At 69.7% G+C, this 23,909-nt stretch carries 16 protein-coding genes and 2 pseudogenes; 8 read left to right on the plus strand and 10 right to left on the minus strand.

Going from position 1 to position 23,909, the window contains the following annotated elements; all coding sequences use genetic code 11:
- Positions 1-238 precede the first annotated feature (238 nt).
- Together D456_RS0105990 and D456_RS25500 are read right to left on the minus strand one after the other, a co-directional pair.
- A complete protein-coding gene (locus D456_RS0105990; protein WP_017575254.1) occupies positions 239-748 on the minus strand; it encodes a GNAT family N-acetyltransferase in 510 nt (169 codons plus the stop codon).
- Positions 749-893: 145 nt separating this feature from the next.
- The gene (locus tag D456_RS25500) at positions 894-1,202 is read right to left on the minus strand and encodes a hypothetical protein (RefSeq protein WP_193373809.1); all 309 of its coding nucleotides are present in this window, start codon (positions 1,200-1,202) and stop codon (positions 894-896) included.
- A gap of 38 nt (positions 1,203-1,240) precedes the next feature.
- Here D456_RS25500 and D456_RS0106000 point away from each other — a divergent pair, with 38 nt between their 5' ends.
- From D456_RS0106000 to D456_RS0106010, 4 genes and pseudogenes are all read left to right on the plus strand, one after another.
- Entirely contained in the window at positions 1,241-1,435 is a 195-nt protein-coding gene (locus tag D456_RS0106000) for a DUF3046 domain-containing protein (RefSeq protein WP_017575256.1), read from the plus strand.
- Between the two features lie 142 nt (positions 1,436-1,577).
- A pseudogene (locus D456_RS28005) lies at positions 1,578-1,826 on the plus strand (recombinase RecA); the annotation flags it as partial.
- Positions 1,803-4,049, plus strand: coding sequence for a recombinase RecA (gene recA, locus D456_RS28010; protein WP_394297272.1), 2,247 nt, complete (start codon positions 1,803-1,805; stop codon positions 4,047-4,049). The pseudogene D456_RS28005 and the gene recA, both read left to right, overlap by 24 nt.
- A complete protein-coding gene (locus D456_RS0106010; RefSeq protein ID WP_017575258.1) occupies positions 4,042-4,614 on the plus strand; it encodes a regulatory protein RecX in 573 nt (190 codons plus the stop codon). The genes recA and D456_RS0106010 overlap by 8 nt, the downstream gene beginning before the upstream one ends.
- 55 nt (positions 4,615-4,669) lie before the next feature.
- Here D456_RS0106010 and D456_RS0106015 read toward each other — a convergent pair whose 3' ends face one another.
- Positions 4,670-6,883 (minus strand): S9 family peptidase, encoded by a 2,214-nt coding sequence (locus tag D456_RS0106015; protein ID WP_017575259.1) that lies wholly within the window; start codon positions 6,881-6,883, stop codon positions 4,670-4,672.
- Between the two features lie 305 nt (positions 6,884-7,188).
- Between D456_RS0106015 and D456_RS0106020 the strand changes: the two genes are divergently transcribed.
- From D456_RS0106020 to miaB, 3 genes are all read left to right on the plus strand, one after another.
- Positions 7,189-8,223 (plus strand): TAXI family TRAP transporter solute-binding subunit, encoded by a 1,035-nt coding sequence (locus D456_RS0106020; RefSeq protein ID WP_017575260.1) that lies wholly within the window; start codon positions 7,189-7,191, stop codon positions 8,221-8,223.
- Between the two features lie 230 nt (positions 8,224-8,453).
- Entirely contained in the window at positions 8,454-11,477 is a 3,024-nt protein-coding gene (locus D456_RS0106025; protein ID WP_017575261.1) for a TRAP transporter permease, read from the plus strand.
- Positions 11,478-11,699: 222 nt separating this feature from the next.
- Positions 11,700-13,172, plus strand: a complete 1,473-nt coding sequence (miaB, locus tag D456_RS0106030; protein WP_272979951.1) for a tRNA (N6-isopentenyl adenosine(37)-C2)-methylthiotransferase MiaB — start codon at positions 11,700-11,702, stop codon at positions 13,170-13,172.
- A gap of 121 nt (positions 13,173-13,293) precedes the next feature.
- Here miaB and D456_RS23745 read toward each other — a convergent pair.
- From D456_RS23745 to miaA, 3 genes and pseudogenes are all read right to left on the minus strand, one after another.
- Positions 13,294-14,571: pseudogene (locus D456_RS23745) on the minus strand (cytochrome P450 family protein).
- Between the two features lie 13 nt (positions 14,572-14,584).
- Entirely contained in the window at positions 14,585-15,328 is a 744-nt protein-coding gene (locus tag D456_RS0106040; protein WP_017575265.1) for a TetR/AcrR family transcriptional regulator, read from the minus strand.
- 250 nt (positions 15,329-15,578) lie between these two features.
- Positions 15,579-16,583 (minus strand): tRNA (adenosine(37)-N6)-dimethylallyltransferase MiaA, encoded by a 1,005-nt coding sequence (gene miaA, locus D456_RS0106045; RefSeq protein ID WP_017575266.1) that lies wholly within the window; start codon positions 16,581-16,583, stop codon positions 15,579-15,581.
- A gap of 262 nt (positions 16,584-16,845) precedes the next feature.
- Here miaA and dapF point away from each other — a divergent pair, with 262 nt between their 5' ends.
- Positions 16,846-17,661 (plus strand): diaminopimelate epimerase, encoded by an 816-nt coding sequence (gene dapF / locus D456_RS0106050; RefSeq protein ID WP_017575267.1) that lies wholly within the window; start codon positions 16,846-16,848, stop codon positions 17,659-17,661.
- A gap of 86 nt (positions 17,662-17,747) precedes the next feature.
- Here the strand turns inward: dapF and D456_RS0106055 are convergent, their stop codons facing one another.
- From D456_RS0106055 to aceB, 4 genes are all read right to left on the minus strand, one after another.
- Entirely contained in the window at positions 17,748-19,067 is a 1,320-nt protein-coding gene (locus tag D456_RS0106055) for a (Fe-S)-binding protein (protein WP_017575268.1), read from the minus strand.
- 26 nt (positions 19,068-19,093) lie between these two features.
- Complete coding sequence (locus tag D456_RS0106060) at positions 19,094-20,287, minus strand: FAD-binding oxidoreductase (protein ID WP_026115612.1); 1,194 nt, start codon at positions 20,285-20,287, stop codon at positions 19,094-19,096.
- Between the two features lie 37 nt (positions 20,288-20,324).
- On the minus strand, positions 20,325-21,809 hold the full coding sequence (locus D456_RS0106065) for an FAD-linked oxidase C-terminal domain-containing protein (RefSeq protein ID WP_017575270.1): 1,485 nt from the start codon (positions 21,807-21,809) through the stop codon (positions 20,325-20,327).
- Between the two features lie 231 nt (positions 21,810-22,040).
- Positions 22,041-23,645: a malate synthase A gene (gene aceB / locus D456_RS0106070; RefSeq protein ID WP_017575271.1), complete on the minus strand. Its 1,605-nt coding sequence runs from the start codon at positions 23,643-23,645 to the stop codon at positions 22,041-22,043.
- Positions 23,646-23,909: the final 264 nt, after the last annotated feature.

The raw sequence follows: 23,909 nt of genomic DNA on the forward strand, positions 1-23,909 counted from the left end.
GCCCGGGGAAGGGGTGGACCGCACACCCCGAGGCGCCGCGAACAACCCCGCACAACGCCACCATCAGCGCGATGAAGCAGGTGTGGCGGGGCGCCGACGAGGGTTGCGGGAAGCCCCGGCCGGGCTACGCTCGACGCTCCGACGAACACCACCCACCAGTTACCGGTCCACCGGGCCCTGCCGATCTGCACCGGTCCACCGGGCCTCCACCCACCACCGCCCCGGCACACCTGTCCCGTCAACACATCCAGGTCCGCCGCAACTCGCGGCGCATCACGACTCGCGGGGCGACCCGGATCGGCGCCTCTTCTCCCCACACACGCCGCAGCTGCGGGCCCCACTCGGCTTCGTGCACTTCCCGGAAGCCGCGGCGCGCGTACCAGGGGCCGTTCCAGGACAGGTCGCGGAAGGTCGTCAGCGTCACCGCCGGGCGGCCCTGCCCGTGGGCGCGTGCGCAGACCTCCTCGAGCAGGCGCGAGCCCACACCGCGGCGCCCCACCGCCGGGTCCACGGCCAGCTCCTCCAGATGGAGCGCACCGTCGACCGTACCCACCGCGGCCGAGCCCACGACGCGGCCGGACCCGGGGTCCTCGGCGACCAACACCGCCCCGGCGCGCGCGAGTGTCTCCGCCGGATCGTCCGGGGGCAGCTCCACCCCGGCCTCGTCGAACATCCGGCCCGCGGCCAGGTTCACCGCGGCCACGGCCTCCTCGTCCTCGGCCCGCATGTCCCGCACCCGTACCCGCATCCCGCCGACCTTCCCGTGTCCCGACCGCTCCGGTGCCCCTTCGTACCGCGTCCCAGGGCCGGGGGCCAGCACTTTTCCGGGCACCAGGGGGCCAGGGCCGCCCCTCCGGGACCGGCGCCTTCCGGGACTTCTCCGGGCGGCAGAGTCAGCGCCGGAGACGCAGGCCCTCGGGGATCACGTGGTACCCCGCCGCCACCAACGCGGAGACCAACGGGGTACCGAAGACCTCGCCCCCGTCGGCGCGGTCCACCGTGACCGTGTCCGGCCCCCGCTCACGCACCTCGGCCACCAACGCCTCCGCCGCGCGCCCCGACAACGCCGGTCCCGCACCGAATGCGGCAGCTGTCCCCGAGGACAACCGCAGGTACAGCGTCGGTTCACCACCGTCCAGCACCACCAGCGCCCGCCCCGGCGAGGACGTGCGCCGCCGCGCCGCTCGGACGATTCCCCGCAAGGACGGGCCGGACGCGCCGATCACCGATACTGGGGCCGATGCGACTCACGCTCTTCTGGAACAACATGCACGCACAGTTCGGTGAGGCCTACGCCGAGAGCCTCGCCAAGGACTACGTCCTCGAACAGCTCGGCTCGCGCACGGTCGAACAGGCCCTGGCGGACGGTATCTCGGCCAAGGAGGTCTGGAGGGCGGTGTGTGACGCGTTCGACCTTCCGGCCTCGGCGCGCTGACGGAACCGGCACGTGTGCCCGCTGCCCCGGACCGACGGGTGTTCGCAACCGAATCGAACACAGGTTCGGGTAGTGTGGGTTGTCCACAGGCAGGCGCTGAGCGTCGAGAATGTCGTACCGAGCGCGTAGCGTCAGGCCCATCATGAAGAAGAAGGCACCGACCCAACAGGGGAATCCCGTGGCTACTGGAGACCGAGACAAGGCTCTCGACACAGCGCTCGCACAGATCGAGCGACAGTTCGGCAAGGGCTCCGTCATGCGCCTGGGAGACGACGACCGCCCGCCGATCGAGTCGATCCCCACGGGGGCGATCGCGCTCGACGTCGCGCTCGGTATCGGTGGCATCCCCAAGGGCCGGGTCGTCGAGGTGTACGGCCCCGAGTCGAGCGGAAAGTGCCTGACAGCCGACACCCACGTGTGGACCGACCGGGGCATGGAAACCGTCGCCGAGCTCTTCGAGCGCGCCGGGCAGCCCGCCACCTGCACCAGCCGGGTCACCGACATCCGCGACCAGGGCGTCCGGGTGGTCAACGAGCGCGGAGAACTGGAGACCGTCGCAGCCCTGACCCACAACAACCGCAAGCCCGTCCTGCGCCTGACCAGCGCATCCGGGCGCCAGGTCAGCGTGACCCACAACCATCCCCTGCGCGTGATGAACGACGAGGGTTTCGTCGTCTGGCGCAAGGCCGGGGCGCTGAACGAGGGCGACACGCTCGTCTCCGCCCGTTTCGGCGCCAACGAAGCCGCCCTGGGTTCCGGGCTCAGCGAGGACGAAGCCGTCTTCCTCGGCTACCTCGTTGCCGAAGGCACCCTCGGTTCCGAGACCTCCCTGCGCTTCACCAACGGTGACGACGAGGTCGGCCGCGAGTTCACCTCCATCGCCACCTGGCTCTTCGACACCGAGGTCAAGACCTACCGGGGCAACAACTGCACCGAATACGTCCTGCCCGGCAAGGAGCTGCGCGAGCACTTCGCCGAACGCTACGGGCTCGACCCGGTGGGCTCGGCCGGCAAGAGCGTTCCCTCCGTGATCCGCACAGGCGGGGACAAGATCCAACGCGCCTTCCTGACCGCACTCTTCGAGGGCGACGGATGGATCGACGCTTCTTCCACCATCGGTCTCGCCAGCGCCTCCGAGCAGCTGGCCCGTGACGTCCAGCTGCTGCTCTACGGCCTGGGCATCCCCGCCTCGCTCTACAGCAAATACAACCCCGCCTACGAGCGCGACTACTGGACCGTCACGGTCAATCCGTCGCTGGCCCACCGCTTCCTCGACGAGATCGGGTTCCGTTCGCAGCGCCGCGCGGCGCAGGTGGAGGAGAACTTCCGGCTCTCCTCGCGGAGCCCGCAGTTCGAGAACATCCCGAACCTCGGCGGGCTGCTCCGAAGTCTGCGTGACAGCTTCGGCGGCGACCGCGACTTCGACCGTGTCGCCGGCGACCTCTTCAGCGAGGACGGCGCTCTTCCCTGCAGCCGCAACCGCCTGGTGGAGATCCTCGACTGGGCCGACAGCCGGGAGCAGAAGCCGTCGGCCTCGGCCGAGACCATCCTGGCGCACCTGCGCGAGCTCCTCACCGCCCCGTACACCTACGAGGCGATCACCTCGATCGAGGACGCGGGCGAGCAGCCCACGTTCGACCTGATGCTGCCCGAGACACACAGCTTCGTGGCCAACGGCGTGCTCTCGCACAACACGACCGTCGCCCTGCACGCGGTGGCCAGCGCCCAGAAGCAGGGCGGTATCGCCGCGTTCGTCGACGCCGAGCACGCCCTGGACCCCGTCTACGCGGCCAAGATCGGGGTCAACACCGACGACCTGCTGCTCTCCCAGCCCGACACCGGTGAGCAGGCGCTGGAGATCGTCGACATGCTGATCCGCTCCGGCGCGATCTCCATCATCGTCATCGACTCCGTGGCGGCCCTGGTGCCCCGCGCCGAGATCGAGGGGGAGATGGGCGACAGCCACGTGGGCCTGCAGGCCCGCCTCATGTCGCAGGCATTGCGCAAGATCGCCGGTGCATTGAGTTCCACGGGAACCACCGCAATTTTTATCAACCAATTGCGGGAAAAAGTCGGTGTCATGTTCGGAAGTCCTGAGACCACCACAGGTGGGCGTGCGCTGAAATTCTATTCTTCGGTACGTTTGGACGTCCGCAGGATCGAAACCCTCAAGGACGGCACCGACGCGGTCGGGAACCGTACTCGGGTCAAGGTCGTGAAGAACAAGGTGGCGCCGCCCTTCAAGCAGGCGGAATTCGATATTCTCTACGGTGTGGGCATTTCCCGCGAGGGCAGCCTCATCGACCTGGGCGTGGAGCACGGGATCGTGCGCAAGTCCGGTGCCTGGTACACCTACGAGGGTACGCAGCTGGGCCAGGGCAAGGAGAATTCCCGCAACTTCCTGCGGGAGAACGTCGACATGGCCAACGAGATCGAGAAGAAGATCAAGGAGAAGATGGGCGTGCCCACCGGCGAGGACAGTTCGTCGGACACCCCGAAGCCGTCGGAGTCCCCGAAGGAAGCCGGGGGCGAGGCGGAGGCCAAGCCGGCCCCGGCCAAGTCCACCGCCAAGCGCACCACGAAGTCCACCAAGGCGTCCTCCACCGATGAGTGATGCGGGCGGCATCCATCAGGAGGCCCCCGAACCGGATCCGCCGGGCGGGCGCAGCGGCCCGCCCGGCGAGGACCCCGAGGCCAAGGCCCGGGGGTTGTGCCTGCGCATGCTCACCCACAGCCCGCGCACCCGAGCCCAGCTCGAACGCGGTCTGCTGCGCCGAGGGTTCGAGGAAGAGGTCGTCTTCTCGGTCCTGGGTACCTTCAGCGAGGCCGGGCTCATCGACGACCGCCTCTTCGCCGAGGCATGGGTCTCCTCGCGCCACCACGGTCGGCGCCTGTCCCGCAAGGTCCTGGCGCGGGAGCTGCGCACCCGGGGGATCGAGGAGGAGACCGTCCGCGAGGCCGTGGACGGTCTCACCGACGAGGACGAGGAGCAGGCCGCCCGCGACCTGGCCCGCCGCAGCCTGGCCGGGTCCCGCCGCAAGGACGAGCAGACCCGTGTACGGCGGGCCCTGAGTGTGCTGGCCCGGCGCGGGTACACCTCGGGCCTGTCCTACCGGGTGGTGCGGGAGGAACTGGAGGCCGAGGGTGTGGACGTGGAGCTTCCCGACCCCGACCTGTGAGCCGCGGGCCCGTACAGGAACGGTGCCGGGTGGGCCCGTGCCCGGGCCCACAGGCTCACGTGGGGGTCGGTCCGGTTTCCGGGGGCTCGGGGTTCCGGTCCTCTTCCGCGTTCGTGCTGTCTCCGGCCGGCTCCGTGTCCGTGGGGGCGCCGGGGCCTGTGTTCTGCTCGGGTGCCTCCTTCGCCGAACCGGAGTTCTCGTGCCCGGTCGCGGTCTCGGGTTCCCCGTCCCCGGTAGCGGCCTCGGGCTCCTCGCCCCCGGCCCCGTCCCGTGTCTCCTCCACCTCCGGGCGCGGCTCCGGCGGGGCCGTGGACAGTTCCAGGGACGGCACGTCCGCGGTGAAACCGAAGACCGTGGCGTAGAACCCCAGCTCCGCCTCCAGCGAGCGCGTGCGGGCCGCGGCTCCAGCGAACCCGTGCCCTTCGCCCTCGAACTCCAACAGTGCGTGCTCCACGCCACGTTCGCCCAGTCCCCGGGCCATACCGAGGGCCTGGTCGGGTGTGACGACCGTGTCCTCCAGGCCTTGCAGTAGCAGGACCGGCACGTCAATGTCCTCGACGCGGTTCAGGGGGGAGCGCTCGCGGTAGGTCTCCTCGAACCCGGGCAGCGGTCCCACCAGGGTGTCCAGGAATCGGGACTCGAAGTCGTGGGTGGTCTCGCCGAACCCCAGCAGGTCGGTCACCCCGAAGAGGGAGACCCCGCATGCGAAGGTGTCGCCGGTCAGTGCCAGCAGCGCGGTGAACCCGCCGGCGCTCGGGCCGCGGATCGCCAGCCGTTCCGGATCGGCCTCGCCGCGTTCGGCCAGGGAACGGGCCACGGTTGCGCAGTCCTCCACGTCGATCGCGCCCCACTGCTTGTGGATGCGTTTGCGGTAGGAACGCCCGTGACCCGTCGACCCGCCGTAGTCGACATCGGCCACACCGATGCCGCGACTGGTGAAGTAGGCCTTGACCAGGTCGAACTCGGAGGTGGAGTGCGAGACCGGGCCGCCGTGCGCCCACACCACGAACGGCGCGGGGCCCGATGCCTCCACCTCGGGGTTGGTCGGCGGGTACACACGCACGTGCACCGGAGCGCCGTACCGGCCGGGCAGTGACTCCTCCCGCGGTTCGGGCAGCAGCCCGGCTTCCGGGGGATCCTGCATCGAACGGCGCAGCACCTCCACGGTCGCGGTTTCGGGGTCGATGCGCACCAGGCACGGGGGAGTGGTGGGGGAAGAGGCCACCGCCACCGCAGTGCGTCCGTCCGAGTGCAGCTGTGACCACGTCGTCAGGTCGGTGCGTATCGGCTTCAGGTCCAGGGTGTCGGGGTCGTAGACGCTCGGGGTCAGGTCGCTCTCCCCGTGCAGGGCCACCACACGGCCCGAGTCCAGCACCTGGAACGAGCGGTGTCCCAGTCGGCCCGGCGGGGTGTGGAACTCCTCCTCGGCGGGGTACAGGGCGATCGCCTGTCCCGTCAGTCCGGCTTGGTACAGGTTCCAGAACCCGGGCCAGTCCGAGGCCAGGTACAGGGTGTTGGTGTCTGCCCAGAGGGGGGAGACGACCGACTCTTCCACGCCGCCCTTGATCGTGTACTCGTCGTTGAGCACGCCCCCGGTGAGGGTGCCTACGCGCAGTTCGGTGCCGTCCCAGGGCATGCGCGGGTGGTTCCAGCGCACGTATGCCAGGTGGGTGCCGTCGGGTGAGGGGGTGGGGGAGGCGTAGAAGTCCGCGCCGGAGGTGAGCTCGACGACCGCTGAGGGGTCGTGGCTGCCGCGGCCGGACAGGGGCACGCTCACGATCGACCGGCGGGGTGAGCCACCGTCGGCCCGGTGTTCCTCGCTTACGCACACGACGCTCTTGCCGTCAGCGCCCAGGGCGGGGTCGGCGTAGCGCAGGCTCTGTCCGGAGTCGGGTTCGGGTGTGAGCGGGGTCGGGGTCTGTGAGCCCCGGTCGAGCATGTACAGGCGTTGGTCGTGGCTGTTGGCGAAGACCACGGCCATCCGTACGAGGGCTTTGTCGTCGCGCCGGGGGACGGGCAGGTGGGAGCGTCCTCCGTACTCGTGTACGCGGGTGCCCACGCTCCAGGTCGAGGGCAGGAGTTCGGTGACGGTGCCGTCGCCGTTCCGGTGCATCAGGGTGGTGCGTCCGCCCTCGTCGGGGCGGTTCTCCTCCCACCAGACCTCGTCGCCCTCGACGCTGGGGAACGCCATCCGGCGGACCCCCCGTGCGACGTCACCGGCGCTGATGGGTGACGGCCAGGAGCCGTGGGGGTGGGGTAGTTCAGACATGTCCCGCTCAGGATCGGTCGTGGATTCATTTCTGGTGACATGTCGACCATAACCAGCCGTGGCCCGCTGTGCGCAGTAGCGACCCTCCGTGGGTGGGAGGCCCTCCCCGCAGGTGACACGAGGGTCCACGTGTGTACACGTCGGGTATCGTTCCCGATTCGTGACGCCGACGACGCAGCCAGGGCGCGGGCTGCGTTCTATGCTTTCGCGGATGTCACGTTGGTGACCGTCGGCCAGGCACGTTCCGCGATCCGGATCACGTGCCGGTGGCCGTTGTCACCTCACTGCTAGAGAGGATGCCAGCGATGAGCAAGGGACGCAGGATCCGCGCCTCCGTGGCCGTCGCCGCGGCGGGTGCGCTCGCGTTGTCCGCCTGTACACCTCCTGAGGAGGCGAACGGTCCCGGAGACGAAGCCGATGACACACAGTTCCTCCGGCTCGCCACCGGCTCCACGGGCGGAACCTACTACCCGCTCGGTGGTGAGATCGCCCAGCTCTGGAGCGACCACGTCGACGGTGTGAGTGTCGACTCGTTCCCCACCGGTGCGTCGGTGCAGAACCTGCGTGCTCTGGAGGGCGAGACCGAGGACGAGGAAGAGGGCCAGATCGACCAGGTCGAGTTGATCATGGCGGTCAACGGCGTGGCGATGCAGGCCCAGGAGGGCAGTGGTCCGTTCGAGGACCAGCCGCTCGAGAACCCCGACGACATCGCTTTCCTCGGCAACATCTATCCCGAGGTCATGCAGGTCGTGACGCTGGCCGACTCCGACATCGAGTCGATCGCCGACCTGGACGGCGCCAACGTCGAGATCGGCCCGGCCGGCAGCGGTACCGAGGTCGCCGCCCGGGACATCCTCAACGCCTACGGGATCGATCCGAGCGAGGACATCAACGCCTTCGACAGCGCCTTCGGCGACGCGGCCACCGCGCTCGGCGACGGCCAGGTCGACGCCGCGTTCGGCATCCTCTCGGTCCCGGCCGCCGGGATCGAGGAGACCTCGGCCACCAACGACGTCAGGATCCTCCCGATCGAGGGCGAGGAGGCCGAGGAGCTCCAGGAGACCGACGAGAGCTACAGCCTCATGGACATCGAGGGCGGCACCTACAACGGTCAGGACGAGGACGTGACCACCCTGACCCAGTGGGCCTCGCTCTACACCACGGGCTCGCTGGACGAGGACACCGCCTACGAGCTGACCCGTGTGATGTACGAGCACGCCGACGAGCTGGGCCACGCCGTGGGCGACCAGGTCCAGCTGGACAGCGCTCTGGACGGGCAGGGCCCGATGGAGCTGCACCCCGGTGCGGAGCGTTTCTACGAGGAAGAGGGCCTTCTCTAGAACGGTCCTCGAGGGCGTGCGGATGACGCCTCTGGGCGTGTGTCCGGGGACCGCGTCCGACCCTGGGCCAGGGGATGATCTTCAGGGCCGTCCGTGGTGATCGGGCGGCCCTGACTCGTGAAGAACCGCAGTGGCCCGGGATGGGAATTTTGTCTGGATCCGGAGGGGGCGACACGGTTCCTCTCCCGTGGTGAGTGGCGGGTGATCCCCGCCGAGTGAAGGATGGGGCGATGACAACGGATTCCCGACCGCCGGACGGCTACGACGAGTCCGGCACGGGAGCGGCCACTGCTGAGGGTGGGTTCGACGACTCCACGCTCGAGAGCATCGAGAAGGACATCACCGGGCTCGAGAAGCAGGACCAGGTGATCGACGACGCCGGGATGGGCAGTCGTCAGGACCTGCGGACCCTGTGGCGCTGGACGGTGTTCTTCGGAGCCGTGCTCCTGGCCGTCTTCCACCTGTGGACGGCCGTGACCCAGACGCTGCCGCCGCTGCAGCAGCGTTCCCTGCACCTGGGACTGGGGCTGGGGCTGGTCTTCCTGCTGTACCCGACCAAACCCCGGGCCTCCGGGCCCAGGAGTGCCCTCTCCGGGGCAGTGATGACGGTCGGCCTGATGCTGCTGGCCTATCTCACGATCGGTGTCGTCAGTGGTGGCAACACGGCCCTGTACCTGTACCTGCCGCAGTGGGTGTTCGGGCTGTTGGCGGCCGCGGCGCTCGCCGGGGCCTGGTGGTGGATCTTCAAGTGGCAGCCCGACGGCCGGGGGACCGCTTCCGAGGCGCAGAAGGGCGCCGGTGTGACCCTGCTGGTCCTGACCGCTCTGATCTCCTTGGACCTGGTGTTCAGTGACGCGGCCGGCGGGTTCTTCTTCTTGCCGATCCTGGGCCTGGTGCTGGTGGCGCTGAGCCTGCTGGTGACGGTGGTGCTGCTGCGTTACCCGCAGGCGGTCCCGGTCTGGCTGTGGCCGGCCGTGAGCCGTTGGGGCATGAGCGCGGCCGGTGTGCTGGTTCTCGTCTACATGGCCGTGTCCGGTGCGGCCGGTTGGAACGTGCTCGTCCCGGCCCTGTTGGTCCTGGCCATGGTGCAGGGGTCCCGCTACCTTCCGTTCAAGGTCCTGGGGCTGCCGTTCGCGGACGTGGTCCTGTCGGTGATGGGCCTGGTCGCCGGTCTCTACATGTTCTTCAACTACCAGGAGATCCAGAGCACCGTCGGCATCCTCAACCCGACCTACGTGGCCATCGGCACGGTCGGTATCCTGCTCGTCCTCGTCGCGGCCGCACGGGTGTTGGGCCAGGCGCTGGTCGTGTTGGCCTCGGCCATGCTGGTCTTCGCCTACCTCGGGCAGTACATGCCCGGTTTCCTGCGGCACCGCGGGGCGAGTGTCGACCAGATCGTGACCAACCTCTGGGTGAGTACCGAGGGCGTTTTCGGGACCCCGCTGGGGATCTCGGCGACCTTCATCTTCCTGTTCATGATCTTCGCCGCGATGCTGCAGCGCACGGGCATGGAGAAGTTCTTCACCGATCTGGCTCTGGGCGCGACCGGTTCGGCGATCGGCGGGACCTCCAAGGTCGGTATCGTCACCAGCGCCTTCACCGGGACCATCACCGGTAGTTCGGTGGCCGGGACGGTCTCCAACGGCGCGTTCACGATCCCGATGATGAAGAAGTCGGGCTACAACTCCGAGTACGCGGGTGCGGTCGAGGCCTCCTCATCCACCGGCGGCCAGGTCCTGCCGCCCATCATGGGCGCGGGTGCCTTCATCATGATCGAGTTCACCGGGGCCAGTTACCAACAGATCCTGACGGCTGCCGCGATCCCCGCGATCATGTTCTTCGTCGCCCAGTACGTGGTCGTGCACTACGACTCGAAGCGTTTCGGTGTCGGCGGTCTGCCCAAGGAGATGCTGCCGAACGTGCGCCAGGTACTCCTGACACGGGGTTACCTGCTCATCCCCATCATCGCGATCTTCGGTCTGCTCTCGATGGGTTACTCGCCGATGTTCTCGGCCATGGGTGCCGTCGGGGCGGTCGTGGCCATCAATCTGCTCGTTCAGCTCATCACGATCCCGTGGACCCGGATCGACGGGACGTGGCGGCTGCGTGCGGTGGGTGAGATCGCCGGCAACCTCGTGCGGCTGACCCTGCCGATCGCCCTCGCCGGTGTCGCGGCCGCCGCCCTGGTGTGGTTGGTGCAGATGTTCGCCGCGGACATCAACCGGGGTGTGACGGCCCTGATCGCCTCGGCGGTGATCGCGGTGGTGGCCGTGGCCGTGGTGAGTGCCTTCCGCAAGTGGGCCGCTCACGATCCCGACCGTCTGGACCTCAACTCGATCCTGGACGGCTTGGTCGGTGCGGCCCGTCTGGCGGTGCCGATCATCGTGGCCTGTGCCACGGCGGGCATCATCGCCGGTGTCATCACCACCACCGACCTGGGGCTCAAGCTCTCGTCGGGTCTGCTCGGGGTGGCCGAGCGCATCTCCGACGGTATCGCTTCCGGTCTGAACGGGCTCGCGTCCTCCGCGCTGCTGTCCTGGGCGGACCTGGGTGCGGACTTCGGTCCCCAGCTCGTGCAGGATCTGCGTCTGGACCTGGCGCTGATCCTGGTCATGTCGATGCTGGCCTGCCTGGTCCTGGGTATCGGTCTGCCGACCACCGCGAACTACGTCATCACCGCCACGCTGGCGGCCCCGGCGATCGTTGCGGTGCTCAACGGGGAGTTCGACGTTCCGCAGCTGTCCATGCTGCTGATGGCGCACCTGTTCGTGTACTACTACGGCGTGCTGGCCGACATCACCCCGCCGGTCTGTCTGGCGGCCTACGCGGCCTCGGGCATCTCCGGGGGGAATGCGGTCCAGACCGGCGTGTACGCGGTGCGTATCGCCAACGCGGCTTTCATCATGCCGTTCATGTTCGTGTTCAACCCGGCGCTGCTGCTGCAGGACGTGACGTTCCTGGAAGGTGTCTTCTCGGTGTTCTCCGGGGTCGCGGGTGCGGTCCTGGTGTCGCTGGGGCTGGCCGGGTTCATCAAGCGCAACGTGCCGTGGCTGTTCCGGGCCGCGCTCATCATCGCCGGTCTGATGGTGGTCTCTCCCGGCATCCTGGTGAGCGTCCTGGGGCTGCTCCTGGGCGGTGGCGTCTACGCACTGGAGCGGTGGCGTACCCGTGACCTGCCCGACTTCGTGGTCAACCCCGCCGGGATGCGGCCGATGGGCCAGAACAGGAGCCGCTTCGCCGGAGTGGACGGATAGGGGGCCACCGATAGGGCACGTCGTCTCCTACCTCGGACCTCCCCGGGGGCCGTGGGAGCTCACCCCCGAGCTCCACGGCCCCGGCCCGTGGGAGTCTCCCCCGGACCTCGCCCGGATCGCCGAGCGGGCGGGCGGGTCCGGCCGTCGGGCGAACCGGACCCAGCGGGAGCACCGGGCCGAACACGTTATCCTGGGGCCGTGAGCCAGAGTCGTACCTACCAAGTGCGGACCTACGGCTGCCAGATGAACGTCCACGACTCCGAGCGCCTCTCCGGTCTGCTGGAGGACGCGGGGTTCGCGCGCGCAGCCGAGGACACCACCGCCGACATCGTCGTCTTCAACACCTGCGCGGTCCGTGAGAACGCCGACAACCGCCTCTACGGCAATCTCGGGCACTTGCGTCCGGTCAAGGACCGCAACCCCGGGATGCAGATCGCCGTGGGCGGCTGTCTGGCGCAGAAGGACCGCGGTGAGATCGTGCGCCGCGCCCCTTGGGTGGACGTGGTCTTCGGCACGCACAACATCGGTTCCCTGCCGACGCTTCTCGAGCGTTCCCGCATCGAGAAGGAGGCGAAGGTCGAGATCGCGGAGTCGTTGGAGCATTTCCCCTCGACGCTGCCCAGCCGCCGCGAGTCCGCTTACGCGGCGTGGGTGTCGATCTCGGTGGGCTGCAACAACACCTGCACGTTCTGCATCGTGCCTTCGCTGCGCGGCAAGGAGCAGGACCGCCGCCCCGGTGACATCCTCGCCGAGGTGCGTGCCCTGGTCGAGGAGGGCGTCACCGAGGTGACGCTCCTGGGCCAGAACGTCAACGCCTACGGGATTGCTTTCGGTGACCGCCAGGCCTTCTCCAAGCTCCTGCGCGCCTGCGGGGAGATCGAGGGGCTGGAGCGGGTGCGTTTCACCTCTCCGCACCCGCGTGACTTCACCGACGACGTCATCGAGGCCATGGCCGAGACCCCCAATGTCATGCCGCAGTTGCACATGCCGCTGCAGTCGGGTTCCAGCAAGGTGCTCAAGGACATGCGGCGCTCCTACCGCCAGGAGCGTTTCCTGAACATCGTGGAGAAGGTGCGCACGGCGATGCCGCACGCCGCGATCAGCACCGACATCATCGTGGGCTTTCCGGGCGAGACCGAGGAGGACTTCGAGGAGACCCTGCACGTGGTGCGGCAGGCGCGGTTCTCGCAGGCCTTCACCTTCCAGTACTCCAAGCGTCCGGGTACCCCTGCCGCTTCCATGGACGGCGAGGTCCCCGCCGAGGTGGTCAAGGAACGTTACCAGCGCCTGGTGGACCTGCAGGACCAGATCTCCTTGGAGGAGAACCGGAAGATCGTCGGGCGTGAGGTCGAGCTGCTGGTCTCCGAGGCCGAGGGCCGCAAGAGCGATGAGCGCCGCCGCCTGTCGGGCCGTGCCCCTGACAACCGCCTCGTCCACTTCTCCTTGGACGAGGGCGACGAGGAGCCGCGTCCGGGTGACACCGTCACGGTCGAGGTCACCTATGCCGCTCCCCACCACCTGATCGCCGATTCCGGTGTCCGGGGGCTCCGCCGTACTCGCGCGGGCGACGCCTGGGACGCCCGGAACGGCCGTCCGGTGCAGCAGAACGCACCGGACGTACTGCTGGGCATGCCTTCGATCGGCAAACCGGAGGAGGAACCCGCCGCGTCCGTCGGCGGTTGCTGCGAGATCTAGCGTTCGTGTCCGGTCCGTGGGGGACGACATCGTCCGCGGACCGCGATGGCCGGGGCCGGTCCCTTCCGCGGGGCCGGCCCCGGTCGCATGTGTCCCTCCCGGTGGGCCCGGGTCGTGGAGGTCAGGTCCCCAGGCGCACGGGCAGTTCCGTCAGGCGCAGTGCTCCCGGAACGGCCTGCTGTTGCGGTGGACGCCCGGGGACCAGGGACAGGTCCGGATAGGTCGACAGCAGGGCGTCGAAGGCCACCTCCCCTTCCGTGCGTGCCAGGGCCGCGCCCAGGCAGTAGTGCATGCCGTGGCTGAATGCCTGGTGTGCTTCGCCGGGCCTGCCGTGGTGCCTGGTGATGTCGAAGCGGTAGGGGTCCTCGTGTATGTCCTGGTCGTGGTTGGCTCCGCCGATGACGGCGATGACGGCGGAACCGGCGGTGATCTCCCGGTCGCCGAGTTCGATCGTCTCGGTGGCGTAGCGCGGACGGGTGATCAGCGCCGTGCCCCCGTGACGCAGCATCTCGTGGATCGCGGCGGGCACGAGGTCGCGGTCCGAGCGGAGCATCTCCCACTGTTCGGGGTGGTCGAGCAGGGCCCGGGTACCGTTGCCGATGAGGTGGGCCGTGGTCTCGTAGCCGGCGATGATCAGTGTGAAGACCAGGGTGATGAGTTCGCTCTCTGTGAGGCGGTCGCCGTCCTCGTCGCGGGTGTGGACCAGGGCGCCCAGCAGGTCGCCGTGTTCGGCCGCGCGGCGCTCGGCGATCATGTGCCGGGCGTGGTCGACGGCGCCGGCCAAGGCGTCGTTGAGCTGTGCGGGATCGGCCCGGTCGAAGCCGACGAGCTGGTCGCTCCAGCCCTTCCAACGTGCCCGGTCCTCGATCGGGACCCCCACCAGGTCGCCGATGACCGTGATCGGGAGCGGTTAGGCGAAGTGCTTGAGCAGGTCGACGGTGCCGTCGTCGTCGGCGTGCTCGGGGAGGGCCGCCAGCAGCTCCTCGGCGGCGCGGCGGATCCGTGGGCGCAGCTCGTTGACCCTGCGGACGGTGAAGGTGCGCGAGACGAGCTTGCGCAGACGCACGTGGTCGACACCGTCCTTGTCGAGGATGGTGTCGGTCAGGTAGGAGACCAGGTCCGAACGTACTCCCAGCACGCGAAGCATCTCCGAGCGCCTGTTGCCGGGGTCCCCTCCCGGGACGTTCGCGGGATCGGTGACGAAACGGCGGTCGCTGAGGATCGAACGCACGTCCTCGTCCCCGGCGACGAGCAGTACTTCTGAGTTGTCGAGGAAACGGCCCCGGACGACCCGGCCCGCCGAACGGATGCGTTCGATGGTGCGGAACGGGTCCTCGGCGAACTCGGGGCCGCGCAGGTCGATGGGCTCGTGTGCGGCCTGTGGCCGGGTGGTGGTCATGGCCTCTCCAGGGTCATTCGCGTCGGACGGTTCGGTAACGGTCGATCTCGGCACGGACCTGTTGGTCCGTGTGGTCGAACACGGCCACGACCCGGGGCCAGGCGGCACGCAGGGTGTCGGGGTCCTCGTTCTCGCCCAGGGAACGGTGCAGGGCGTCGGCGGCCAACCGTGTGCGGCGCTCCTGTCCGGGCACCCGGCGCTCCTGGTGCTCGAGCAGGGGCGGATGGACCAGGAACCCGGTCAGGGTCGTGCCGAAGATGTGGAAGAGCTCGTCCGAGGACAGGTCGGTGCGCACCAGCCCGTGCTCGCGCAGCAGCTGGAAGTAGGTCTCGAAGTCGTGGATGCGCTGGTCGATCAGGTCCCCGCTCTCGGAGAGCGCGGTCTCGGTGATGGTGTCGATCATCCCGGCGTTGTTCATGTACACCTCCCGCAGGAGAGGGGAGTTCGCCAGGCCTTCGAGGGCAGAGACTCCCACCCGGCTCGGCAGGGTCTCGACGGGGTCGGCCTTCATGCGCTCCATGATCCGCGCCGTGACTCCGGACTGGGCGCGCATGAGCACCACCAGGAACAGCACTTCCTTCGTGGGGAAGTGCAGGTAGACCGTCCCCTTGCCGACCCCGGCCCGGCGTGCGACGTCCTCGATGGTGGTCTTGCCCGGTCCCAGTACGACCATGAGGTCGGCTGCGGCGTCGAGGATGCGGTCGGCGCGTTCGGCACGGGCCTGCGGTGAACGTCGGGAACGGGCGGACTGGACCACGTGGTGCTCCTGTGGCTCGGGGACGTACGGAGGCCCTGCGGCCACCGTCGTGGGCGATCGTGACGACCATATCCCCGCCTCCCACTTCCGTGACTGTGTGACCAAGTTTCTTATTTAGTCACAAAGTCATAGTAGGACTGCGCCGTACCCCGGGACAAGGGAGTGGGAAGAGCGTGGCCGGGACCGGACACGACGGAGCGCCGTGCCCCGCGGGGCACGGCGCTCCGGGGCCGTGGGGAGGACGGAGGCCTCAGTCCTCCCCGAGCCGTCCGGTCGGCAGCCACGTGGACACGTCCACCAGTGCCTCGCCCGAGGATCTGTCCTCCGCACCCGAAAGTGCTTTCTCCACGCGGTGCAGGGCCCGCTCGACGAGGTCCTCGGCATCGTGCGGCAGCCACGTCACCCGTGGATCGCGGCGGAACCAGGACTCCTGGCGCCGGGCGAACTTACGGGTGGCCTGGGCGGTGGCAGCCCGGGCCTCGGACTCCGACATCTGCCCGTCCAACTGGGCCAGGGCCTGGGAGTAACCCAGCGCTCTCGAAGCGGTCCGCCCCTCGCGCAGGCCGATCTTGTCGAGCTGCCGGACCTCCTCCACCAGCCCCTTCTCCCACATGCGGTCCACACGCAGGTCGATGCGCTGGTCCAGCTGCTCGCGCGGGGCCGTGACCCCCAGTTGCAGGCACGGGTAGTAGGAGGAGTGGTCGGGCAGGTTCGCGGTGAACGGTTCCCCGGTCAGCTCCACGACCTCCAGAGCGCGCACGATACGGCGTCCGTTGCCCGGCAGGATCGCCTTCGCCGCGGCCGGGTCCACGTCGGCCAGGCGCGCGTGCAGCACCCCGGGGCCGACCTCGGACAGTTCCGTCTCCAACCGGTCACGCACGTCCGGATCGGTGCCCGGGAAGTTCAGGTGGTCCAGCACCGCGCGCACGTACAGGCCCGAGCCGCCCACCAGGATCGGCAGGATGTCCTGGTCGGTGAGCTCATCGACGCGTTCGCGTGCCATGTCCTGGTAGCTGGCCACATCGGCGGGCTCGTCGACCTCCCACACGTCCAGGAGATGGTGGGCCACCCCGCGCCGTTCCTTCTCGGAGACCTTGGCGGTCCCGATGTCCATGCCCCGGTAGAGCTGCATGGAGTCGGCGTTGATCACCTCGCCGCGCCGACCGACGCGTTCCTCCAGCCGCAGCGCCAGCTCGACGGCCAGATCCGATTTGCCCACAGCGGTCGGCCCGACGACCGCGATCACCTTGATCATGGCCCCAGCGTAGCCGTGCCGTCCCCCTCCTCGATGCTCGTCCGCACGCACCCGTGCGGCTGGGCCCGGTACCGGCACCTGGGGACGTGCCCGGGCCGCGGGAGGGCCCGATCCCCGTCGGCGGCGCTTTTGCGGGCGCCGACACCTGCCTGTGGTGCTCACCGGAGTGCCGGCAACGCCCCGGCCCCGGCTCCGGCGGCAAGGCCGGAAGAGGTCGTGCAGCAGGGCACGGGCCCTCGGAGCGCGCCCTAGTATTGGGGGTATGCGATTCGCCAAGGGCCACGGAACTGAGAACGACTTCGTGATCCTCCCCGATCCGGACGGGGAGCTGGAACTCACGGAGGAGACCGTCCGGCTGCTGTGCGACCGACGCGCGGGCCTGGGCGGGGACGGCATTCTGCGCGTGGTGCGCACCAGCGCCCGGGGCGAGGCACTGCTGCCTGCGGCACGCACGGGTGAGCGTCCGGAGTGGTTCATGGACTATCGCAACGCCGACGGTTCGGTGGCCGAGATGTGCGGTAACGGGATACGGGTCTTCGCCCGGTACCTGCTGCACGCCGGCCTCGTCTCCGGCGACCGGTTCGAGATCGGCACCCGGGACGGGGCCAAGCAGGTCACGGTCGAGGAGGACGGCCAGATCACCATAGACATGGGACGTGTCGAGATGCAGGGCTCCTCGTCGGCGAAGCTGGCCCGCCAGGTGGTGCACGGCGCGCAGATCTCGGTCGGCAACCCGCACCTGGCGTGCGAGGTGTCCGGTCCGATCTCCGGGGTGGACCTGAGCGAACCGCCCGTACTGGACCCCGAGGCCTTCCCCGAGGGCGCCAACGTCGAGGTCTACGGCCATGTCGGCCCCGGGACACTGCAGATGCGTGTCTTCGAACGCGGCTCCGGCGAGACCCGCTCGTGCGGGACCGGCATAGTGGCCGCCGCGTCCGCCGCCACACCCGCCGGCGAGGGCGCGACCTGGAAGGTGCGTGTGCCCGGTGGCGAGTGCACCGTGCTGCTCGACGCCTCCGGCGCCCGACTGCGCGGTCCCGCCGTCATCGTCGCCGAGGGCGAGACCTGCCTGGCCTGACCGGTCCCGGACCGAGAGACCCTGCGCAGGGCCCGCTGCCGCACCCCGGTGCCTTCGGAGGGCGGAACCGGGCCCCGGGCCCGTTCCTAGGACCGGCCCAGGAGCACACCGGGGTCCAGGCCGCGCAGGGACACGTCCAGCACCCGCGCGGTGTGGGTCACCGGCATCGGGGTCCCGGCCCGTTCCAGGGCCGAACCGATCTGCATGGAGCATCCCGGGTTGCCCGAGACCAACAGTTCGGCGCCGGTGGAGGCCGCGTCCTGGCCCTTGCGGTCGCCCAGTTCGGTCGCCGGTTCGGGGTTGAGCACGTTGTAGACCCCCGCCGAGCCGCAGCAGATCTCCTTGTTGGGCAGATCGGAGACCCTCATCTGCGGGATCCGGGCCAGCAGTTCCCGCGGCGCCGAGGTGACCCCTTGGCCGTGGGAGAGGTGGCAGGCGTCCTGGTAGGCCACGTGCACCGGCACCGGGTGGCGTTCGGCCTGTGGGCCCAGCTCGGCCAGGAACTCGGTGAGGTCGACGACCTTCTCCGACGCGGCCCGGGCCCGGCGTACCCACTCGGGGGCCGCACCGGCCTCCTCCAGGGTGCGGTCCATGTGTTTCATGCTCGACCCGCACCCGGCCGAGTTCACCACGATCCGCTCCACGTCGGCCCGTTCGAAGACCTCCACGAGGGCGCGTGTGAAGCCGGCCGACTCCTCCAGGCGCCCCGAGTGGCCGGACAACGCCCCGCAGCAGCCCTGGGAGCGGGGGATCACCACGTCACAGCCCTCCAGGGCCAGGACCCGGGCGGTGGCGGTGTTGACCTCCGGGAAGAACGCTCCCTGTACACACCCCACGAGCATGCCCACGCGGGCGCGGCGCCGGCCGACCGCGGGCACGAACTCCGGCAGGGGCGGGGGCGGCGACGACAGCGGCGGGGCGATGCGCTCCATGGTGGCGAGTGTGGGGGAGATGCGGTCCAGCACCCCGCTCCTGCGCAGCAGCCGTCCGGCGCGTGTGGCCTGGTAGGCGCGCAGCGGACCGCGCATCAGGCGCAACCGGTCGCGGTGGGGGAACACGGAGAAGAGGGCGCCCCGCAGCGCCCGCTCGCCGAGCGGGCGTTCGTACTGTTCCTCCACCCGGTGGCGCGTGTGGTCGATGAGCGCGTCGTAGGCCACCCCGGACGGGCACGCGGACACACACGCCAAACAGCCCAGGCAGTTGTCGAAGTGGCTGACCGCCGCCTCGCTGAGCACGTCCTCGGAGTGCATCTGCTCCATGAGGTGGATGCGTCCTCGTGGGGAGTCCATCTCCTGCCCCCACAGCACGTGGGTGGGGCACGTGGGCAGGCAGAACCCGCAGTGCACGCAGTCGTCGAGGAGCTCGCTGAAACGTTGGTGGCTGTCACCGGTGATCGGCTCGGTCAATGAGGGCTCCCTGCTCGCTCTGGGGTTCAGATCCCGCCGGTACCGCGTCCGGGGGCGAACCGGTGGTCGGGGTCGAAGGCGTCCTTGACGGCACGCATCAACGGCAGGCCGGGGATCCGGCCCCACCGGTCCACTGCCGGGACCGGCTCGGGGTGAGCGCGCACCAGTTGGACCGACCATTCGGGCCGGGCCCGGGCCTCCTCCAGTACGGAGGCGATCTCCTCGAGCGGGGTCCCCTGCGGCCAGGACAGGTGGAGCGCGCCCCGCGGAGCACACCCGCCCACCCGGACACGGCGGCCCAGCCGTGCGGCTGCCTCGACCGACTCCGCGGGCGGCAGCGACAGCCACGCCAGGGGCCCTTCCGAGGGCCGGTGTCCCCACTGGGACGGCAGTTCCCCGAGCACGCGTGCGTGTGCGCCCAGGGCCTGGGCGGCCTGCTCGGTCCGGGGACGCAGCCCGTCGTGCGTCCCCTCGACGACGACCTGCAGGCACAGGGCGGAGTCGGGGCCGGCGGAGACCTCCACCGCCGAGGGCACGACCGTGCTCTCCCGGACGGCCGCCAGGGCCCGTTCGGCTTCGGCACGGGACCCGTACTCGGCCTCCACCAGGCGCAGGGCGGGCGGTTCGGGCTGGAGCCGGAAAGCCACCGAGGCGATGGCGCCGAGCGTCCCGTACCCGCCGGTGTGGAGTTTGGCCAGGTCGTAACCGGCCACGTTCTTGACGACCCGGCCCCCGCTACGGGCCTGGACACCGTCCGGGCGCACGACCGTCATCCCGATGACCAGGTCCCGCAGGGCCCCGTGGAGCAGGCGGCGCGGTCCGCTCGCGCCGGTGGCGACCGCCCCGCCGATGGTGCCGCCGGCACGGACGGGGTCGTAGGACAGCCGCTGGCCCTTCCCGGCCAGGTGGGTGTACAGCTCCGCCACGGGGGTGCCCGCGCCGGCCTCCACGACCAGGTCGCCGGGGTCGTGGTCGATCCAGGACAACTTCCCGGTGTCGACCAGCAGGTCGAGGGCGCGTGGGGCGGGGCCCCAGTCCTGGGCGGTTCCACCGCCGCGCACGGCCACGGTGCTGCCCTCGCGTGCGGCCTCGGCCAGGACGAGGGAGAGCTCCTCGGTGTCCGAGGGTTCGGCGACCTGCGCGGGCACCAGGTCACCGACCGCGTCCCCGGGGGTCGCGGCCCGCACGGCCGGTGTCGGGGCCCGGGAAGATCCAGCCATGGTCACGTTCCGTTCCGTGGTCGTCCGTCCGGAGAGGTCAGAACTGGGTGGCCTGCCCGGAGGCCACCAGCGGGTGCACGTCGCGGCGCACCCCCGGTTGCTCACCGCACAGGCGCGGGGTGGGCAGGAGTTTGTCGGGGTTGGCGGTACCCTCCGGATCGAGGGACCGGCGGAAGAGATCGAAGGTCTCCAGGTCGTCGGGGCCGTACATGCGCGGCATCTTGCAGGCCTTGTCCACGCCGACCCCGTGCTCGCCGGTGATGGAACCGCCGTGTTCGACGCACAGGTCCAGGATCTTCGCGGAGACCTCCTCGGCCCGGTCCCACGCGCCCGGTTCGGTGTCGTCGAAGAGCACGAGGGGGTGCAGGTTGCCGTCCCCGGCGTGGAAGACGTTGGCGACCCGGATGCCCGAGTCGGCCGACAGCTCGGTGATGCGGCGCAGGACCTCGGAGAGGGCCGTGCGCGGAACGACACCGTCCTGGACGATGTAGGCGGGGCTGATGCGGCCCACCGCCGCGAACGCGGACTTGCGTCCCTTCCAGACGAGGGCGCGTTCCTCGGCGCCGCTGGCGGTGCGGGTCTCGAAGGAGCCGGCCGCCGCGCACAGTGCCTCGACCTGCTCGACCTGGGCGTCGACCTCCGCTGCGGGGCCGTCCAGCTCCACGATGAGCACGGCGGCCGCGCCAGCGGGGTAGTCGCATGCGACCGCAGCCTCGGCCGCCTCGATGGCGAGCGCGTCCATCATCTCGATCGCTGAGGGGAGCACACCCTCGCCGATGATCGAACTGACCGCGCCTCCGCCCGCGTCCATGCTCTCGAAGGCCGACAGCAGCGTCACCGTTTTCTCGGGGGTGCGGGTCAGGTTCACCACGACCCGGGTGGCCACGCCCAGGGTGCCCTCCGAGCCCACGAACGCGCCGATGAGGTCGTAACCGGGGGCGTCGGCGGCCTTGCCCCCGAGGCGGACCAGTTCGCCGGAGGGGGTGACCACGTCGAGGCCGCGTACGTGGTTGACGGTGAACCCGTACTTGAGGCAGTGGGCGCCGCCGGAGTTCTCGGCGACGTTGCCGCCCACCGAGCACACCTGCTGGCTCGAGGGGTCGGGCGCGTAGTAGTAGCCGTGGGGAGCGGCCGCGCGGGTGATGTCGAGGTTGGCCACGCCCGGTTCGACGACCGCGCACTCGTTGGCGACGTCGATCTCGAGGATGCGACGCATACGGGAGGTCACGAGCAGGACCCCCTCGGCGTGGGGCAGGGCGCCCGCGGACAGGCCGGTGCCCGCTCCGCGTGGGACGAAGGGGACGCCGCGTTCGTGGCACAGGCGTACTACCGCGGCCACTTGCTCGGCGGAGGTCGGCAGGACCACGACACCGGGGACCTCGCGGTGGTGGGCGAGGCCGTCGTTCTCGTAGGTGCGTCGCTGCGAGTGGTCGGTCAGGACCCCGTCCTCGCCGCAGATCGCGCGCAACTCGGGTACGAGGGCGGCCGGAGCGGTGGCGGTCTCGTTCTCTGCCAGGGACATGGGGAGCCTCCCGCGTCGGTCAGGCGCGGGTGAGTTGGCTCACCCGGCATGAGGTCTGTGTGGACCGTAGGTCGCGGGGACCCCTCGGGGCAAGAGGGCCACTGTTTCCACGGAAAGAACTTTCCGTCCCTTGGAAACATCGTCGGGGTTTTCCGGGCTCGCGTGAGCGCCCGGGGGCGTGTGTGCCCTGCCGGCGGGGCCGGCAGGGCACACCGGGGCCGTGGCGGCTGCCTACGGCATGCGCTCGTAGGCGGGCAGGGTCAGGAAGTCGACGTACTCGTCGGCCAGTGCGACCTCGGAGAAGAGTTCCTTGGCCTGCTGGTAGCGCTTCTCGTCGAAGGCATCGCCCAGCATTCCGCGGATCGTCTCGAGCTCCTCGTCGATGATCGTGCGCACCAGGTCGGCGGTGACCTTCGGGCCGTCCTCGAGGGTGACGTCGTTGTGCAGCCACTGCCAGATCTGCGAACGCGAGATCTCGGCGGTCGCGGCGTCCTCCATGAGGTTGTGGATGGCCACCGCGCCGTTGCCGCCCATCCACGCCGCCAGGTACTGCAGGGCGACGTTGATGTTGGCGCGCAGGCCGGCGGCGCTGATGCCGCCCGGGGTCCGGTCGACCGCGAGCAGGTCCTCGGCGGTGACGTTCACGTCCGGGCGCTGCTTGGAGATCTGGTTGGGGTTCTGGCCGAGAACACCGTCGAAGATCTCCTCGGCGACCGGGACCAGGTCCGGATGGGCGACCCAGGAGCCGTCGAAGCCGTCGTTCGACTCGCGGGACTTGTCGTCGCGCACCTTGGCGAAGGCGTTCTTGTTGACCTCCTCGTCCCTGCGGGAGGGGATGAAGGCCGCCATGCCGCCGATGGCGTGCGCGCCGCGCTTGTGGCAGGTCTTGACCAGCAGCTCGGTGTAGGCGCGCATCATCGGCGCGGTCATGCCCACGGAGTTGCGCTCGGGAAGCAGGAACTTGCGGCCGCGCGTGCGGTGCACCTTGATGAGGCTGAACAGGTAGTCCCAGCGGCCCGCGTTGAGCCCGGAGGAGTGCTCGCGCAGCTCGTAGAGGATCTCCTCCATCTCGAACGCGGCCGGGATGGTCTCGATCAGACAGGTGGCACGGATGGTGCCGCGCGGGATGCCGAGGCGCTCCTGGGCCAGGACGAAGATGTCGTTCCAGAGGCGGGCCTCCAGGTGGCTCTCCATCTTCGGCAGGTAGAAGTAGGGGCCCTTGCCCTTGGCGATCTGGCGCTCGGCGCAGTGGAAGAAGTAGAGCGCGAAGTCGACGATGCCGCCGCTGACGCGCTCGCCGTCGACCAGGATGTGCTTCTCGTCCAGGTGCCAGCCGCGCGGGCGCACGACGATGGTGGCGAGCTCGTCGTCGCCCTTGAGCGCGTAGGTCTTGCCCTGGGGCGAGGTGAAGTCGACCTCGCGGTCGAGGGCGTCCCGCAGGTTGAGGTGGCCCTCGATCATGTTTTCCCACATCGGGGTGTTGGCGTCCTCGAGGTCGGCCAGCCACACCTTCGCGCCGGAGTTGAGCGCGTTGATCGTCATCTTGCGGTCGGTCGGACCGGTGATCTCCACGCGGCGGTCGGTGATGCCCGGGGCGGGGTCGGCGACCTTCCAGCTGTCGTCCTCGCGAATGTGCGCGGTCTCGGGGAGGAAGTCGAGGTCCTCTCCCGCCGAGACGCGGTCCTGGCGCTCCTTGCGGGCCCGCAGCAGCTCCTGGCGGCGCGGTTCGAAGGAACGGTGGAGTTCGGCGACCAGGGCCAGAGCGTCCTCGGTGAGGATCTCGTCGTACCGGTCGTTGCGGGGGCCGGTGATCTCGACCCCGTGCGTGGCGCCCATGACAAACCTTCCACGATACGAAAGAAACTTTTGATATGTGGAAGTCAAGATATCCGGGTGCGCCCCGCCCGGTCAACGCCGCGCATGGGCCGGAAGAGGGCGAAGTTTCCGGGAACGGGAAGCCCGGCAGAACTTCTCCGGGAAATTTTTCGGGTTCTTCGGTTATCGGCGTGGACCGATCGTCTCACGCGCCGCAGCGGAGAAAGTGTTCCACGTCACCCGCCCCGCGAAAAACTGTGTGCTTCGAGGGGGAAGGGGTGAGAT

Origin of the sequence: Nocardiopsis kunsanensis DSM 44524, from assembly GCF_000340965.1 — a bacterium.
In the GTDB taxonomy this organism is placed as follows: domain Bacteria; phylum Actinomycetota; class Actinomycetes; order Streptosporangiales; family Streptosporangiaceae; genus Nocardiopsis; species Nocardiopsis kunsanensis.